Source organism: Cellulomonas sp. Leaf334 (assembly GCF_001424195.1).
GTDB lineage: Bacteria > Actinomycetota > Actinomycetes > Actinomycetales > Cellulomonadaceae > Cellulomonas.
The window spans coordinates 367,322-380,817 of sequence record NZ_LMOO01000005.1 but is presented as its reverse complement, the minus strand read 5'-3'; the positions used below and the strand labels follow the sequence as shown (position 1 = coordinate 380,817).

The 13,496-nt window shown below is 74.7% G+C and carries 12 protein-coding genes; 6 read left to right on the top strand and 6 right to left on the bottom strand.

What is annotated here, in order from left to right; translation table 11 throughout:
* Window position 1: 1 nt before the first annotated feature.
* Genes ASF78_RS12215 through ASF78_RS12195 form a run of 5 tightly spaced genes read left to right on the top strand, consistent with a single transcriptional unit; the run spans window position 2 to window position 4,832 of the window.
* The gene (locus ASF78_RS12215; RefSeq protein WP_082495014.1) at window positions 2-1,273 is read left to right on the top strand and encodes a homoserine O-acetyltransferase; all 1,272 of its coding nucleotides are present in this window, start codon (window positions 2-4) and stop codon (window positions 1,271-1,273) included.
* A 53-nt stretch (window positions 1,274-1,326) separates the two neighbouring features.
* Window positions 1,327-2,034 (top strand): maleylpyruvate isomerase N-terminal domain-containing protein, encoded by a 708-nt coding sequence (locus tag ASF78_RS12210; protein WP_056589485.1) that lies wholly within the window; start codon window positions 1,327-1,329, stop codon window positions 2,032-2,034.
* Between the two features lie 32 nt (window positions 2,035-2,066).
* A complete protein-coding gene (locus ASF78_RS12205) occupies window positions 2,067-2,876 on the top strand; it encodes an alpha/beta fold hydrolase (RefSeq protein WP_056589481.1) in 810 nt (269 codons plus the stop codon).
* Between the two features lie 28 nt (window positions 2,877-2,904).
* A complete protein-coding gene (locus ASF78_RS12200; RefSeq protein ID WP_056589478.1) occupies window positions 2,905-3,864 on the top strand; it encodes a zinc-binding dehydrogenase in 960 nt (319 codons plus the stop codon).
* Window positions 3,861-4,832, top strand: coding sequence for an alpha/beta hydrolase (locus ASF78_RS12195; protein WP_369816327.1), 972 nt, complete (start codon window positions 3,861-3,863; stop codon window positions 4,830-4,832). The genes ASF78_RS12200 and ASF78_RS12195 overlap by 4 nt, the downstream gene beginning before the upstream one ends.
* Window positions 4,833-4,839: 7 nt before the next feature.
* On the opposite strand, the gene ASF78_RS23310 is transcribed toward ASF78_RS12195, so the two are convergent.
* From ASF78_RS23310 to ASF78_RS12180, 3 genes are all read right to left on the bottom strand, one after another.
* Entirely contained in the window at window positions 4,840-6,261 is a 1,422-nt protein-coding gene (locus ASF78_RS23310; protein WP_056589475.1) for a hypothetical protein, read from the bottom strand.
* Window positions 6,262-6,414: 153 nt separating this feature from the next.
* Window positions 6,415-6,714 (bottom strand): MTH1187 family thiamine-binding protein, encoded by a 300-nt coding sequence (locus ASF78_RS12185; RefSeq protein ID WP_056589473.1) that lies wholly within the window; start codon window positions 6,712-6,714, stop codon window positions 6,415-6,417.
* A gap of 9 nt (window positions 6,715-6,723) precedes the next feature.
* On the bottom strand, window positions 6,724-9,732 hold the full coding sequence (locus ASF78_RS12180; protein WP_369816326.1) for an FAD-binding and (Fe-S)-binding domain-containing protein: 3,009 nt from the start codon (window positions 9,730-9,732) through the stop codon (window positions 6,724-6,726).
* Between the two features lie 201 nt (window positions 9,733-9,933).
* Between ASF78_RS12180 and ASF78_RS12175 the strand changes: the two genes are divergently transcribed.
* Entirely contained in the window at window positions 9,934-10,440 is a 507-nt protein-coding gene (locus ASF78_RS12175; protein WP_162243356.1) for a septum formation family protein, read from the top strand.
* Between the two features lie 81 nt (window positions 10,441-10,521).
* Here ASF78_RS12175 and ASF78_RS12170 read toward each other — a convergent pair whose 3' ends face one another.
* The 3 genes from ASF78_RS12170 to ASF78_RS12160 all read right to left on the bottom strand — a co-directional run bounded on the left by ASF78_RS12170 (window position 10,522) and on the right by ASF78_RS12160 (window position 13,296).
* Window positions 10,522-10,959 (bottom strand): OsmC family peroxiredoxin, encoded by a 438-nt coding sequence (locus ASF78_RS12170; RefSeq protein ID WP_056589467.1) that lies wholly within the window; start codon window positions 10,957-10,959, stop codon window positions 10,522-10,524.
* Between the two features lie 64 nt (window positions 10,960-11,023).
* Window positions 11,024-12,193, bottom strand: coding sequence for an AAA family ATPase (locus tag ASF78_RS12165; protein ID WP_056589464.1), 1,170 nt, complete (start codon window positions 12,191-12,193; stop codon window positions 11,024-11,026).
* A gap of 56 nt (window positions 12,194-12,249) precedes the next feature.
* Window positions 12,250-13,296 (bottom strand): M15 family metallopeptidase, encoded by a 1,047-nt coding sequence (locus ASF78_RS12160; protein WP_156374149.1) that lies wholly within the window; start codon window positions 13,294-13,296, stop codon window positions 12,250-12,252.
* Window positions 13,297-13,496: the final 200 nt, after the last annotated feature.

Genomic DNA, 13,496 nt, shown 5'->3' with positions numbered 1-13,496 from the left:
CATGAGTACGACGCCGCCGACCCCGTCGGACCCCACGACGGGGTCGGCGGCGCACCCCGAAGGGAACGCCGTGCCCGACCTCACGCTCACCCCCGCCCGCCCCCGGACCCTCGGGTCCCGGGTCACGCCCGCGGACCGTCCGCCCGTCCCCGCGAGCGCCGCCTGGCACGACGGCGACCCGGTCGGGCGTCGGCAGTTCGCGGACCTCGGGCCGCTCAAGCTGGAGTCGGGCGGTCGCCTGCCGGCGGTCCGGCTCGCGTACGAGACGTGGGGCGAGCTCAACGAGGACGGCACCAACGCGGTGCTCGTGCTGCACGCGTTGACCGGCGACTCGCACGTCACCGGCGAGGCGGGCGACGGGCACCCGACGCCCGGCTGGTGGTCGTCGATGGTCGGACCCGGTGCGCCGATCGACACCGACCGCTGGTTCGTCGTCGCCCCCAACGTGCTCGGCGGCTGTCAGGGCTCCACCGGACCGGCGTCGCCGGGACCCGACGGGAAGCCCTGGGGCAGCCGCTTCCCGCTGCTGACGGTGCGCGACCAGGTCGCCGCGGAGGTCCGCCTGTCCGACCTGCTCGGCATCGACGCGTGGGCACTGGTCATCGGCGCGTCCCTGGGCGGCCTGCGGGTGCTGGAGTGGGCGGCGAGCGCCCCCGAGCGGGTCGAGTCAATCGCCGCGATCGCCACGGCCGCGCAGACGTCCGGCGACCAGATCGCCGGGTTCCACACCCAGCTCGCCGCCATCCGCGCCGACCCCCGCTACCGCGACGGCGACTACTACGACGCCGCCGACGGCGAGGGGCCGCACGTCGGCCTCGGCCTCGCCCGGCAGATCGCGCACCAGACCTACCGCAGCGCCAAGGAGCTGGACGAGCGGTTCGGGCGCATCCCGCAGGGCGGTGAGCAGCCCCTCGAAGGGGGACGGTTCGCGGTGCAGTCCTACCTGGACCACCACGGCGACAAGCTGAGCCGACGGTTCGACGCGAACACCTACGTCGTGCTCACGCGCACCATGGTCACGCATGACCTCGGCCGCGACCGGGGTGGCGTGAGCGCCGCGCTCGCGTCGGTCACCGCGCGCGCGCTCGTGATCGCGGTGGACTCCGACCGCCTGTTCCCGCCCGCCCAGTCCGAGCGGATCGCGGCCGGCATCCCCGACTCGTCGCTGCACACCATCCACTCGGACTACGGCCACGACGGCTTCCTCATCGAGGAGGACCGGGTGGGGGCCTTCGTGCAGGAGTTCCTGGAGCAGGGCGCGCAGCGGCGGTAGCCGTTCTGGGACGGGACGCGCGCCGGGGCCGTCCGGCGGGCACGATGGGCGCCATGTCCTCCGGAGAGCTCGCCGACGCCCGCACCGCCCTGCACGCCCAGTGGGACCGTCTGCGGACCTGGGTGACCACCGTGGTGGACGACGACGTCGCCGGCGACCCCTCCGTGCTCGACGGCTGGACGGTCGCGGAGCTCGTCGCGCACCTGGGCCGCGCTATGGAGGCGCTCGCGGTGTGCGTGCCGCTGCCCGAGGGGACGGTCCCGCTGACGCTCGGCGAGTACGTCGGCACGTACGCCGACCGGGCCGCGGACATCGCGGAGACCACCCGCACGCTGGCCGTGGAGATCGCGCACGACCCGCTGGCCGAGGTCGACGCCCGCGCCCGGGCGGCGTTCGCGACGCTCGACGAGCTGGGTCCGGACGACCTCGTGGTGCAGGCTCGCCGCGGTCCGGTGCTGCTCAGCACGATGACGGTGTCACGGGTGCTGGAGCTGGTGGTGCACGCCGACGACCTGGCGCAGTCGGTGAGGCGCGGACCGGATCCCGTGGACCCGGGCGCGCTCCGGCTCGTCGCCGACGCCCTGCTCGACATCGTCGTGGCGCGTGGCGGCTGGAGCCTGGAGATCGCCGACGCCCGGCTCTGGGTCCGTCTCGCGGCCGGCCGCCAGGAGTACGACGTCGACCAGCTGGCCGTCGCGCTGCACCCGCGCTACACCTCCGACGCCGTGCCGGACCTCGGTCGGATGCTGCCGATCCTGTAGGGCGTCAGGCGGCCCAGGCGTACCGTCGGGACATGGACACGGTCCAGGTGGGCGACGTCCGGATCGCCTACCGACGAGCCGGCACCGGCCCGCCGCTCGTCCTCCTGCACGGCGCCTCCCACGACGGGCGCGCCTGGACGCCGCAGCTCGACGCTCTCAGCGACGAGCTCACCGTCGTGGCGTGGGACGAGCCGGGCGCCGGCGGCTCGTCGGACCTGCTCCCCGGGTTCGAGCTGGTCGACTACGCCCGCTGCCTGGCGGCGGTCATCGAGTCGCTCGGGCTGGGTCCCGCGCACGTCGGCGGCCTGTCCTGGGGTGGGACCGTCGCCCTCGAGCTCTACCGTCATCACCCGGCGCTCGTCGCGACCCTCGTTCTCGCGGACACCTACGCGGGCTGGGCGGGCTCCTTGTCCGCCGAGGAGGTGCAGGCTCGGTTGGCCGGCGTCCGGCGGATGGTCGCGGTGCCGCCCGAGGAGTTCGACCCCACCCTGCCCGGCCTCTTCGCGGGAGACCCGCCGGCCGACGTCGCACCCCTGCTGAGCGCCATGGACGCCTCCGCGCGACCGGCGACGCTCGGCGCCCAGCTGGAGCTCATGGCACGGGCCGACCTGCGGGCCCAGCTGCCCGACGTCGCCGTGCCCACGCTCCTGATCTGGGGCGAGCTCGACGCCCGCTCGCCGCTCGCCGTGGCGCGGCAGCTCGAGCGGGCGATCCCCGACACCGAGCTCGTCGTCATCGAGGGCGTCGGCCACGTCAGCAACCTGCAGGCGCCCGAGCAGTTCAACGCGGCCGTCCGGGCGTTCTGCCGCGCTCACGCCGCGACCTCCGGCGACCCCGGCTGAGAGCGGCGGGCTCGGATACGTTGGGCCGGTGATCGCCGCCTACGCCGCCCGGTTCTCGTCCGACGACCCCGTCTCCGCGCTCGAGGTGGGTGAGCAGCCGCCCCCGGAGCCGCGGGAGAGCTGGTCGGTCGTCGACGTGCGTGCGGCCGCGCTGAACCACCACGACGTGTGGACCCTGCGCGGGGTCGGCCTCAAGGGCGACGCGTTGCCGATGATCCTGGGCACCGACGCGGCCGGCGTCACCGCCGACGGGCGCGAGGTCGTCGTGCACGGTGTGGTCGGCGGGGCGAGCGGGCACGGTGTCGGACCCGACGAGCCGCGCTCGTTGCTGTCCGAGCGCTACCCCGGCACCCTCGCGGAGCAGGTCGCGGTGCCCACGTGGAACCTCGTCGACAAGCCTGCCGCCCTCTCGTTCGTCGAGGCCGCGTGCCTGCCGACCGCCTGGCTCACGGCGTACCGGATGCTCTTCCGGTCCGGCGGCGCGACCCCGGGCCAGCGCGTGCTCGTGCAGGGCGCCGGTGGTGGGCTCGCCACCGCGGCGATCCTGCTCGGGGCGGCCGCCGGGCTGGAGGTGATCGTGACGAGCCGTTCCGACGAGCGCCGCACGCGCGCGCTCACCCTCGGTGCCGCGGCTGCCGTCGAGCCCGGGGCGCGCGTGCCACGCGTCGACATCGTCCTGGAGAGCGTGGGGAGGGCCACCTGGTCGCACTCGGTGCGGTCCGTGAAGCCGGGCGGGCGGATCGTCGTCGCCGGTGCCACGAGCGGTGACGCCGAGCCGGCAGAGCTCACGCGCATCTTCTTCCAGGAGATCACCGTCGTCGGCACCACCATGGGGTCGCGCGACGACCTCGGGCACCTGCTCGCGTTCCTCGCCCGGACCGGGGTGCGACCGCTGGTCGACTCGACGTTCGCGCTGACCGACGCGCGCGACGCCGTACGGCGGCTCGTCGACGGCGACCAGTTCGGCAAGATCGTGCTCGAGCCTTGATCGGCGAAGAGTGGGCGGACGACATCCTGGGGCCCGACTACCGGGTGCGGACGCTCGAGCTGCAGCCCGACGACGAGGGCGACGTCGTCGCGAGCCTGGTCCGGTTCGCCCCGCCGAGCGCCGAGCCGCTGCGCCCGTCGCGGGCGATCCTCTACATCCACGGCTGGTCCGACTACTTCTTCCAGACCGGCCTCGCCGAGTACTGGCACGCTCGCGGTGCCGCGTTCTACGCCCTCGACCTGCGCAAGTACGGCCGCAGCCTGCGACCCGGCCAGACCCCCGGGTACGTGGCGGACCTCGAGACCTACGACGAGGAGATCGAGGCGTCCCTCGGCGTCATCACCGGTGACCTCGGAGCGCGCGCCCGCGTCATGGTCATGGGGCACTCGACCGGCGGGCTCGTCGCGGCGCTGTGGGCGAACCGGCACCCCGACGAGCTCAGCGGGCTCGTCCTCAACAGCCCGTGGCTCGAGCTGCAGGGGTCGTCCGTGCTCCGGCACATCAGCGCCCCGGCGGTCGCACGGATCGCCCGGTTCCAGCCCAAGGCGCCGCTGCCCAACATCGACCCCGGCTACTACGCCCGGACACTGAGCAGCGCCAGCGGCGGCGAGTGGACGTACGACACCACCTGGCGGCCGACCCCGTCGTTCCCCGTCCGGGCCGGCTGGTTGCAGGCCGTCATGGCCGGCCACGCGCGCGTCGCCCGCGGGCTGAGCATCGAGGCGCCGATCCTCATGTGCGCGTCGAGCCGGACCGTCATCAGCCCGCGCTGGAGCGAGGACATGCGGCACGCCGACGTGGTGCTCGACGTGGAGCTCCTGGCGCGGCGCGCGGTGCAGCTGGGGTCGAACGTGACCGTCGTCCGGATCCGCGACGGTGTGCACGACCTCGCACTGTCCCCCCGGCCGGTGCGCGACCGGTTCTACGCGGAGATCGACCGCTGGTCCTCCGCCTACGGCTGGGGCTGACCGGTCCTCACGGACGCAGGATGCCCGTGGCCTCGGCGAGCGTCGGACCGCCCTCACCGAGCCGCCACGCGCGCCAGCCGTCGACCGGGTTCTCCGCGGAGACCGCCGCCGAGGCTGCCTCGTCCGGGTCGGCGTGCAGCTCGCCCGTCGGAAGCTCGATGAGCCCGTCCGTGCGCAGCATCGCGAGGAGCCGCTGACCGCGGCGCTCACGCACCCAGACGAGCGTCGTGATCGCGCGACGGCTCTTGGCCAGCGTCGCGAGCTCGGGCAGGGGCCGCTGGCCGCCGTCCGGCCACGACTCACGGACCGGGGCGATCTCCTTGGTGGTCGTCTGGTGCCCGGCCGGGATCGGCGACGTGGGCGGCCGGACCGTCGGGAAGCTCGACGAGATGGGCAGCGGTGCGGGGAGCGGTGCGAACGGGCGCGGGCCGGTGACCGGCTCGGCGCGGTCGCGGGGCGGGGTGCGCGGGACCAGCTGGTCGGCGGCCGACCGCAGCCCGAACACCGGGGTGAGCGTCGTGGGCGCGTCGTGGACCGTCGACGACACCCGCGGCTTGTCCGCGGTGGGCGGCGGGACGTGCGTCGAGACCGGCGCCGGAGTCGGCGCCGGAGTCGGTCGAGGGGCCGGGCGCGGCGTCGCCTGCGGGATCGGTGCCGTCGTCGGCGGCGTGCGCAGCGGGGTCGGCGCCGGCACCGCCGGTGTCGGCACCGGCGGCGTCACGGCACGCAGCTCGCCGGTGGCGGGCGTCCGCACGTGCGGGACGGGCGGGAGGTTCTGCTCGAACTGGCCGCCCGACGCGAAGCCCTCGCTCGAGCGCACCAGCCGCAGAGCGGTCGGCTCGACGGAACGGCGCGCACCCTCGTGCGTGGCCAGCGGGGAGACGTCGAGGAGACGCCGGTCGTCGACCCCGCGCACCACGCCGACCTGGAGCACGTCGACGTGCCGACCGGGACCGCGCAGGAAGCCGAGCGTGTCACCGGCCTCGGCGGCGACCTCCGAGCAGAGGAGCACCAGGCGCACACCCTCGCGACGGCTGGACTGCGCGCCGAACGCCGCCTGCTCCCGGAACGCCGCGAAGTCCACCGCGAACCGGCTGGGGTCCGGGTGGTAGGCGCGCGCCAGGTCCGTCGTGGTCATCCGGGACGCCGCCCCGGCGTGCCGCAGCGCCGAGATGACCGCGTCGTCGTCGACGACCTGCACGACGTCCACGACGACAGCGCGACCCGTCGCGTCGAGCGCGAGCAGCTCGGGCAGGTCGGCGTGGTCGGGGGCGTTGGTCCGCGAACGGACCGCGAACAAGGGCTCACCGGCGATGGCGGCGAGGTGGTGCGTCAGGAGGGAGGCGCACTCCTGCGCGAACGAGCCTGTCAGGGGCTGCATCGGCTGGACGAGGCGTGGCCGGCCGTCGTCGAGCTCGAAGAGAGGCATCAGTCCCGGCCTTCCTGGGCACGCCGCCGCCAGCTGCACGTTCCCGCTTGTCCACGCGCGCGCCCCGACCGGCGCACGTGCGTCCACACTGTCCCACAGCACGCTCGGCGAGTCAGCCCGTCGGACCGGCGTGCCTGGACGAGATCGGTCACATCACTCGAACGTGGTCAGCGCCGCCTCGACGCGCTCGACCTTGCCGGTCAGCTGGCCGTCGTAGCCCGGGCGGATGTCCGCCTTGAGCACCAGGCTGACCCGGTTGCCGTGCCGACCGACCGCCTCCGTCGCACGCTTCACGACGTCCATCACCTCGTCCCACTCGCCCTCGAGGGTGGTGAACATGGCGTCGGTGCGGTTGGGGAGGCCGGACTCGCGGACGATGCGCACGGCATCGGCGACGGCTGCGGTCACGGACTCGCCCACACCGAGCGGGGCGACGGAGAAGGCGACGAGCATGCGGCCAGCCTAGAGCCGGGCAGCAGCCGGCAGGTGCGCGGCCAGGAGCTCCGCGAGGTGCACGCCCTGCACGCCGGCGAGGTGGTCGGCCTGCGTCCGGCACGAGAAGCCGTCCGCCAGGTAGACGTCCCCGGGTGCCGCGTCGCGCAGCGCCGGGAGCAGCGCGTTCTCCGCGACCGCGACCGACACGTCGTAGTGGCCCTTCTCCATGCCGAAGTTGCCGGCCAGCCCGCAGCAGCCCGCGAGCGCCGAGAACTGCGCGCCGGCGTCGGTGAGGAGGCGACGGTCGGCGGTCCACGTCATCACGGAGTAGTGGTGGCAGTGCGGCTGCACGACCGCGGTCACGGCGGAGAGGTCCGGGACCTGCCACCGGTCGCCGGGCCCGATGGGGGCGGGCGCGGTGAGCAGCTCCGCGAGCGTGCGGGTCTCCCGGGCGACGGCCACGGCTCGCGGGTCGTCGGGGAGCAGGTCGCACAGGTCGGAGCGCAGGACCGCGGTGCACGACGGCTCCAGGCCGACGATGGGGATGCCGTTGACCGCGAACGGCCCGAGCACGCCGAGCAGGTGCGTCAGCTGCTTCCTGGCGCCGTCGAGCTGGCCGGTGCTGATCCAGGTGAGGCCGCAGCAGGCGTCGTCCTGCGGGACCAGCACCTCGTAGCCGGCGTCGACGAGCACCGCGACGGCCGCCTGCGCGACGGACGGCGCGAGGGTGTCGGAGAACGAGTCGGTCCAGAGCACGACCTGCGGCTTGCGCTCGCCGCCGCCCCCGGTCCCCTTGCCGGGCCGTCCGCGGAACTGGTCGCGGCGGCGCGCACCGCCCCCGGCGCCCGTCCGGCGCCGACGACCGCCGTCGTCGGTGCCGGTGAGGGTGACCGTGTCGCGGCCCTCGCCGCGGACCCACGCGCGGAACGGTCGGCGCGCGAACGTCACCAGCTGGCGACGGGTGTCCATGCCCCCACCGGCGAGCACGGCGGTGGCCACGGGGCGGATGCCGAGGGCCGCGTTGGTCAGGGCCGCGAGCCCGGGGACGCGCGTGATCAGACGCGCCCAGCGGGGCAGCCAGCCGAGCGCGTAGTGCGCCACCGGACGCAGCCTCCCGCGATATGTACGGTGCAGCACCTCGGACTTGTACTGAGCCATGTCGACGCCCGCGGGGCAGTCCGACGAGCACGCCTTGCAGGACAGGCAGAGGTCGAGGGAGTCGTGCACCTCGGGCGACGACCAGCCGCCGGAGACCAGCGTGCCGTTCGCCATCTCCTGCAGGACCCGGGCGCGCCCGCGGGTGGAGTCCTTCTCGTCCTTCGTCGCCAGGTACGACGGGCACATGAACCCGCCGGTCGCCGTGCTGTCCGCGCGGCACTTGCCGACGCCGACGCAGCGGTGCAGTGCCGTGGTCAGGTCCCCGGCGTCGTGCGCGAACGAGAAGCCGTGACCGTCGGACAGCAGCGGGCGCGCCCACGGTCGGCGCAGGTCGGCGTCCAGCGGGTTCGGGCGCACGAGCACCCCGGGGTTGAGCAGGTCGCGGGGGTCGAGGAGGTCCTTGAAGGCGCCGAACAGGTCGATCGCCTGCGCGGAGTACATGACGGGGAGCAGCTCCGAGCGGGCGCGACCGTCGCCGTGCTCGCCCGACAGCGAGCCGCCGTGCGACGCGACGAGCGTCGCCGCGTCGGTCATGAACGCGCGCAGGGGGTTGCCGGAACGCTCCAGCGGGATGTCGAGCCGCAGGTGGACGCACCCGTCGCCGAAGTGCCCGTAGGCCAGGCCGTCGACCTCGTGCGACGCCATGAGCGCCTCGAGCTCACGCAGGTAGGCGCCCAGCCGCTCGGGCGGGACCGCCGAGTCCTCGAACCCGGGCCACGCCTGGGCACCCGACGGCGTCCGCCCGCCGAGGCCGGCGCCGTCCTCGCGGATCCGCCACATCGCGGCGGCCTCGGGACCGGGCGGGAAGAGGCCGACGGCAGTGGTCCCCGCGTCCGAGGCGAGCGCGCGCGCCCGGTCGAGCGCCTCGTCGAGCGAGTCCCCGCCGACCTCCACCATGAGCCAGCCGCCCCCGGCCGGCAGCGGCGGCACGGCGGCGGCACCGCGGACGCGACGCACCACGTCGACGAGCCGGGAGTCCATGCCCTCGATCGCCAGCGGGGCGTGCGCCAGCAGCGCGGGGACGGCGTCGGCAGCGGTGGGCATGTCCGGGTAGCCGAGGACGACGAGCACGGGGGCCGCGGCGATCGGGACGAGGCGGACCGTCGCGCCGAGCAGCGTGGCGACGGTCCCCTCCGTGCCGACGAGCGCCTTGGCCAGGTCGGTGCCCTTCTCGGGCAGCAGGTGCTCCAGGGAGTAGCCGGAGACCTGCCGGCCGAACCGGCCCAGCTCGGTCCGGAGGATGTCGAGGTGCCCGCGGACGAGCGCGTCGAGACCGGGCACGACGTCCAGCGCACCCGCACCGGAGCGCGCGTCGAACCGGCGCCCGGTGCCGTCGACCACGTCGAGCGCGAGCACGTTGTCGGCGGTGCGGCCGTAGGCGACCGCGCGCGGGCCGCACGCGTTGTTGCCGATCATCCCGCCGAGCGTCGCGCGCGCCTGCGTGGAGGGGTCGGGGCCGAACCGCAGGCCGTGCGGTGCGGCGGCCTTCTGCAGGCTCGCCATCACGACTCCGGGCTCGATGCGGGCGGTCCGCGCGTCGGGGTCGATGTCGAGGATCCGGTTGACGTGCCGCGAGAAGTCGAGCACGACCCCCGTCCCGACCGCGTTCCCCGCGACGGACGTCCCTCCGCCGCGCGCGGTCAGCGGGACGCCCAGCGACCGGGTGACCTCCAGCGCGGCGAGCACGTCGTCGGTGTCCTGCGGGAACGCGACGACCTGCGGAACCACGCGGTAGTTGGACGCGTCCGTCGAGTACTCGGCGCGGCGGCGGGTGCTGTCGTCGACCGCTCCGCGCAGCGCGGACCGCAGCGCCTGCACCAGTTCGGCACTGTCGGCGCTGCCCGCATGCTCGGTCACGGTCTCGGTCACGGCCACCACGGGGGCAGTCTCCCATCGGCGGCCCGCTCCCCCCGCACACCCGCCAGGAAGTGGTCACCGCCCCGACCGCACCGGGGCGGAATGTTCCGTGTGTCCGGGTTCACACCGTTTTCGCCGGAAATGCCCCTCTTTCGATGCGCTTCGACTCGCTACTGTCTCGCGGGCGCTCCGACCGGAGACCCTCCCCCGAACGAGAAGATGATGATGCACACCCTCACCACCCGTGTCGTGGCCCCCGTCCTCCTGGCTGTTGCGCTCGTCGGCGTCTCCGGCTGCGGCATCCTCGACCAGGCGGAGCCGCCCGTCCGCGACGAGGTGTCGGGCGAGATCACCGAGTCCAGCGAGGCCGACGTGTTCTCGCTGAAGGTGGGCGACTGCCTCAACCAGCAGGCGGGCGACGAGGCGACGGAGGTCTCCTCGGTGCCGACCGTCCCGTGCGCCGAGCCGCACGACAGCGAGGCCTACGCGGCGACCGACCTGCCCGAGGGCGACTTCCCGGGCGACGCGGCCGTCACCGAGTCGGCCGACACGTTCTGCTACGACGAGTTCGCGACGTTCATCGGCCTGTCGTACGACGAGTCCGCCCTCGACCTGGCGTCCTTCTACCCGACGCAGGAGTCCTGGGCCGAGGGCGACCGCGAGATCATGTGCTTCGTCTCCTCGCCCGACGGCCAGGTCACGGGAACGCTTGCGGCCTCCGCACGCTGACCCGGACACCCACAACGTCCGCACTCCGGGGGCCTCAACCCCGCAGGAGTGCGGACGTTGCTGCTCTCGTGACGGGAGAGGTCAGGCGAGAGAAGCGTCCAGCGTGATCTCCGTGCCGGTCAGGGCCTTGCTCACCGGGCACGTGGCCTTGGCGGTCTCCGCGGCCGTGCGGAAGCCGTCGGCGTCGAGGCCCTCGACCTCGCCGCGGACCGTCAGGGCGATGCCGCTGATGCGGAAGCCGCCGGCGGGGTCGGGGCGCAGGGTCACGTCAGCGGTGACCTCGAGGGCGACCGGGGTGCCTCCGGCCTCGGCGATCACGGCGGACAGCTGCATGGCGAAGCAGGACGAGTGCGCAGCCGCGATGAGCTCTTCCGGGCTCGTCGTGCCGTCGGCGCTCTCGGCGGCGCGCTTGGGGAACGAGACGTCGAACGTGGCGGCACCGGAGCTGGTGAGCTCGACCTGACCGCTGCCCTCCATCAGGGTCCCGTTCCAGGCGGTGCGTGAGGTGCGCGTGGGCATGGTGCTCCTTGGGTCGAGTCGAGCGGGCGGACGCCCGCAGCACCACGCTAGGCAGACGACGGGCTCAGCGCGCGCGTTCGAGGTGCCCGGTGACGATCTGGTTGGGCGCTCCGGCCTGTCGCAGGGCCCACGCGGCGCGGGCGTGCAGGGCGCGTCGCTCGTCGGGGTCGAGGCCGTTGTAGAGGGCCTCGCGGACCAGGTCGTGCCCGAACACGAGACGGTCGCCGCGGGCGCGGACCACGCCGGCCGCCAGACCGTGGCGCAGGGTCCGCCAGCAGTCCGCGACCGGGTCGCCGGCCAGCGAGGCGAGGTCGGCGATGACGAAGGAAGTGCCGAGCACGGACGCCTGGCCGAGCAGGGCGAGAACGTCGGCGCCGAGGTACTCGACACGGCGGCGGACCACGTCGTCGAGCGGGGTCATCCAGCGGGTCCCGGTCGAGTCGAGCACGCCGTCGGAGGCGACCAGCGCACCCGCGGCCCGGGCGGTGCGCACGACGTCGGCGATCAGGCGCGGGTTGCCGCCGGTGGTCGCGAGCGTGCCGCGCAGCGACGGACCGACGGGCCCGCCGACGAGGTTCTCGGCCAGCTCGACGGTCGCGCGCGCGTTGAGCGGCCGCAGCTCCAGGTATCGGGCTCCGGCGCGGGTCCACGCGGCCACGAGCTCCGCCAGCTCCGGGCGGTACGGGACGGGCCGCATCGTGAGGACGACGAGCGCCCGCGGCACCGCACCCTCGCGTGCCAGCTGGAGGAGGACCGCGAGCGACGGGGCGTCGGCCTCGTGCACGTCCTCGAGCACGAGTGCCCACGGCCGCAGGTCACCGTGGCGCCGCAGCAGCGCCGCGAAGAGCTCCGTGGCCCGGTCGTACCGGGCGACCGAGCTCGCCGGGTCGGCGTACATCGCGTCGAGCAGGTCCGCCAGCTCGGTCTCGACGGGACTGCGGCCGGGGCCGTGGCCGGCGGCGGACGCCCGCACGAGGAGCGCGTCCGACAGGAGCGCGAAGGGCCAGCCCCGCAGGGCCGTGGCCTGGGCGGCGCGCAGCTCGACGTCGAGGAGCCGGGCGGAGCCGCGCAGGGCGTCGACCAGGCTGGTCTTCCCGACGCCCGCCTCGCCCTCGAGCAGGACGGTCACACCGACCCCGTCGGCGGCTGTCGACAGCAGGTCGTCGAGGTCGTCGAGCTCGGCGGCACGGCCGACGAGTGGCCATGTCCGCCCCGGCTCGGCCGAGGTGCTCATGCGCCCGATCGTAGGGCCGCGGCGGGATCCGGGTCCGATCTGTGCACGGACCGGGATCAGCCGGTGTACTCCCAGTGCCACGCCTCGGGCTTGCTGCCGCCCCAGGCGGCCCAGGACGGGAGGCCCCAGCTGAGGTCAGGCGCGTGCGCCGCCATCCACCGGTGCTGCCTCGTCCCGAACGAGTCGATGCCACCGCCGAGGTCCACCGCGATGCCGCTCCCGTGGTTCGAGGTCCCGGGGGTCGCGCACAGGTAGCCCTTGGTGCGCTTGCACGCGACCTGACCCGCGTAGGAGCGGTAGGAGTCGTTCACGACGAGGTCGGAGCCGAACTGCGCGCGGTAGGCGACGTTCAGGACGTCGAGCTGCTCGGCGGCGTCGCAGCGCAGGCGCACGGACGCGTCGAAGCTGACGCCGCAGAGTGCGGAGTCCGGGATCTTGCCGTTGGCGTACCCGAGGAGGGACTGCTTCCACGCGGCGCGCTGGGCCTGCTGGGCCGCGACCGCCTGCGCGGCGGCGTCGGCGGCGGCCTGGGCTGCGGCGGCCTCGGCGGCTGCCTGCGCGGCGGCGGCGGTGTCCGCGACGCGCTTCGCCTCGGCGCTCTGCCGGACGGTGCTCGTGAGGGTCGCGACCTCGGCCACGGCCTCCCGGAGCTCCGCGGTCGTCTCGTCCTCCTTGCCGGCGGCCGGCGGGACCAGCGGCACGGTCGGCGGCGCGGGCGTCTGCTCGAACACGGAGGCGGGGTCGATGGGGGCCGTGGGGTCGACTGCGACGGGGGCCGCCGGGGCCGTGGCGGTGACGTCCTCGGCGGCGCGGTCGCCCGACCGGGAGGCCGGGACGTCCCGGGACACGACGGGTTCCTCGCCGGTGGCCTCGACCAGCAGCTCGTCCAGGCGGGCGGTCGCGGCCTGCAGGGCCTCGAGCTGTGCGGCGTCGATGGCGACCTGCGCGCCCTCGGCCTGCACGGTCTGGGCGACCTCGATCGCGTCGGCGGCGACGTCCACGGCGCCGGCGCGTGCACGCTCGACCTGGACGGCACCGGGCACCAGGGCGGTGGGGATGAGCGCGCTCCCACCCTCACCGGCGGTGGCCGACACGGTGACCATGACGCACATGCTCAGGGCGAGCGCCGCGACCACGGCGCCCTGCGCGAGGCGGGCGGGATGAGTGGCTGCACGCGTGGACGCAGGGCGCGCCGCAGCGTGGCGGCCACTCGCGGGCCGACCTCGGGACGGAATCTTGTAACTCACGCGTAACACGTTAAGTTCATCGGACAACCGTCCAGGACACTTGAGCCCTCTGGGCG

Bases quoted from the DNA above. Each gene is read 5' to 3' on its own strand.
- ASF78_RS12215 (WP_082495014.1), top strand. From the start codon at position 2: ATGAGTACGACGCCGCCGACCCCGTCGGACCCCACGACGGGGTCGGCG.
- ASF78_RS12210 (WP_056589485.1), top strand. From the start codon at position 1,327: ATGTCCTCCGGAGAGCTCGCCGACGCCCGCACCGCCCTGCACGCCCAG.
- ASF78_RS12205 (WP_056589481.1), top strand. From the start codon at position 2,067: ATGGACACGGTCCAGGTGGGCGACGTCCGGATCGCCTACCGACGAGCC.
- ASF78_RS23310 (WP_056589475.1), bottom strand. From the start codon at position 6,261: ATGCCTCTCTTCGAGCTCGACGACGGCCGGCCACGCCTCGTCCAGCCG.
- ASF78_RS12185 (WP_056589473.1), bottom strand. From the start codon at position 6,714: ATGCTCGTCGCCTTCTCCGTCGCCCCGCTCGGTGTGGGCGAGTCCGTG.
- ASF78_RS12175 (WP_162243356.1), top strand. From the start codon at position 9,934: ATGATGCACACCCTCACCACCCGTGTCGTGGCCCCCGTCCTCCTGGCT.
- ASF78_RS12170 (WP_056589467.1), bottom strand. From the start codon at position 10,959: ATGCCCACGCGCACCTCACGCACCGCCTGGAACGGGACCCTGATGGAG.
- ASF78_RS12165 (WP_056589464.1), bottom strand. From the start codon at position 12,193: ATGAGCACCTCGGCCGAGCCGGGGCGGACATGGCCACTCGTCGGCCGT.
- ASF78_RS12160 (WP_156374149.1), bottom strand. From the start codon at position 13,296: ATGGTCACCGTGTCGGCCACCGCCGGTGAGGGTGGGAGCGCGCTCATC.